Source organism: Salinivibrio sp. MA427 (assembly GCF_001996115.1).
In the GTDB taxonomy this organism is placed as follows: Bacteria; Pseudomonadota; Gammaproteobacteria; order Enterobacterales; family Vibrionaceae; genus Salinivibrio; species Salinivibrio costicola.
On record NZ_MUFH01000396.1, the window covers coordinates 1 to 1,950 of the forward strand.

At 47.8% G+C, this 1,950-nt stretch carries 2 protein-coding genes; both read right to left on the minus strand.

Translation table 11 applies throughout. The annotated features are described in order from the left end of the window. Positions 1–58 precede the first annotated feature (58 nt). Positions 59–814, minus strand: coding sequence for a type IV pilus biogenesis/stability protein PilW (gene pilW, locus BZG79_RS14930; protein WP_077774799.1), 756 nt, complete (start codon positions 812–814; stop codon positions 59–61). A 27-nt stretch (positions 815–841) separates the two neighbouring features. Then, positions 842–1,950, minus strand: a 1,109-nt coding sequence (locus BZG79_RS14935) for a bifunctional tRNA (adenosine(37)-C2)-methyltransferase TrmG/ribosomal RNA large subunit methyltransferase RlmN (protein ID WP_077774800.1), incomplete at its 5' end; no start/stop codon positions are given.

The window sequence follows — 1,950 nt, forward strand, 5'->3', positions numbered from 1 at the left end:
CTTTAATACTTCCCCGGGCGCAGGTTGCGTATCTTTTTGCGCGTGTTCTTCCGTCTGTTCAGTATTCATTCGCTAAGTACAATAGATATTCTTTGGATTCTGGAAACTGGTGCGCCAATCGCTGAGCATCATGGGCAGCTCGCTCCGTGTTGCCTTGTTGCTGATAAGCTTTGACCAACAATAATAATCCGCTGGGATGGGCACCAACGCGTTTATGGAGTCGTTTGATACGCGTAATGGCACCTGCCTCTTGCCCTCGTTCTATCTCTAACTTGGCAAGTTGTAATCCTGCGCGGACATTCAGCGGGTCATGCTCAGTCGCTTTTTCCAACAAGGCCTTCGCGCTCTTGGTTTCGCCCGCTTTTAGCTGGCAGAACGCGGCATTTTCATAACTGTCTGACACGCGATGATAATACGGTTGTGCGACGGCTTGCAAAAATGCCTCTTTTGCCTCAGCAAAACGCTGTTGTTCGCACAAAAACACACCGTAGTTATTATACACATCGCCTTTTTTAGACGCTTGCGATAACGCTTTTTGATATAAACGGTCCGCTTGGTCGGTTTCACCGACACGTTGTTGATAATACGCCATAGACAGCGAGGTACGATAGTAATTAGGCGCATATTGGTGTGCTTGCTGCAAGTTTTGCTGCGCTTGTTGATAGCGATCACTGTTTAAGTAACCTAACCCCAACGAAATTCGTGCCTCGGCCGCTTGAATCTTATCAAACTTAGCGTCGTTTTGCTGTGAAACTGGCGAGGCACAACCTGCCAACGTGATAATCAACACCCATACCCAGCCAGTTTTTACCATGTTCTTCCCTTATAAAGACCTATAATGCTAGACGGGTCGAACAGGGATCACCTCCTGCGCACCCAGTCGCTTTTCGGCGCGTTTTGTCCGGTCGACAATGTCTCCGGCTAATTGGCCACACGCCGCATCAATATCATCGCCGCGCGTTTTACGCACCGTGACCGTAAAATCGTATTCCATTAAGGTTTTCATAAACCTATCAATACGAGAGTTACTTGGTTTATTGAATGGCGATCCAGGATACGGGTTAAATGGGATCAGGTTAATCTTCGCCGGTGTATCTTTTAACAGCTCTGCGAGTTGGCGCGCATGCTCCATGTAGTCATTCACATGATCGAGCAAAATATATTCAACCGTGACACGGCCACGGTTGGCATTCGAGGTTTCAATATAACGATGCACCACATCTAAGAAAGCGTCGATATCCCAGCGATCGTTAATCGGCATAATTTGACTACGCAGTTCATCATTCGGCGCGTGCAGTGAAATCGCTAGCGCAACATCAATTTTACCAATCATCTGCTCCAAGCCAGACACCACACCGGAAGTCGATACCGTGACACGACGCTTCGACAAGCCATAGGCATTATCATCGAGCATCAAGTTGAGTGATGGCAGCAGGTTTTTCATGTTCAGCAACGGCTCGCCCATCCCCATCATCACCACATTGGTAATAGGACGGCGTCCGGTTTCTTTTTCGATACCAATTTCTTTTGCGGCACGCCAAACCTGGCCAATAATTTCAGAAACCCGCAAATTACGGTTAAAACCCTGCGCACCAGTCGAGCAAAATTTGCAGTCGAGCGCACAACCAACCTGAGAGGAAACACACAATGTCGCCCGGTCATCTTCAGGGATATACACGGTTTCCACATCTTGACCGCCCACTCGCATCGCCCATTTAATGGTGCCATCTTTTGAGTAATGCGCTTCACTCACCTCAGGGGCTTTAACCTCGGCGACAAGCTTGAGTTTTTCACGTAACTTCTTGTTGATGTTGTTCATTTCATCGAAGTCATCGCAACCAAAATGATACATCCACTTCATGACTTGGTCAGCGCGGAAGGCTTTTTCACCGAGTTCATCGGCGAAATAGGCACGCAATCCTTGCCTGTCAAAATCAAGCAGATTTACTT

Excerpts from the sequence above, each read along its gene's own strand:
- pilW (WP_077774799.1), bottom strand. The coding sequence starts at position 814 with ATGGTAAAAACTGGCTGGGTATGGGTGTTGATTATCACGTTGGCAGGT.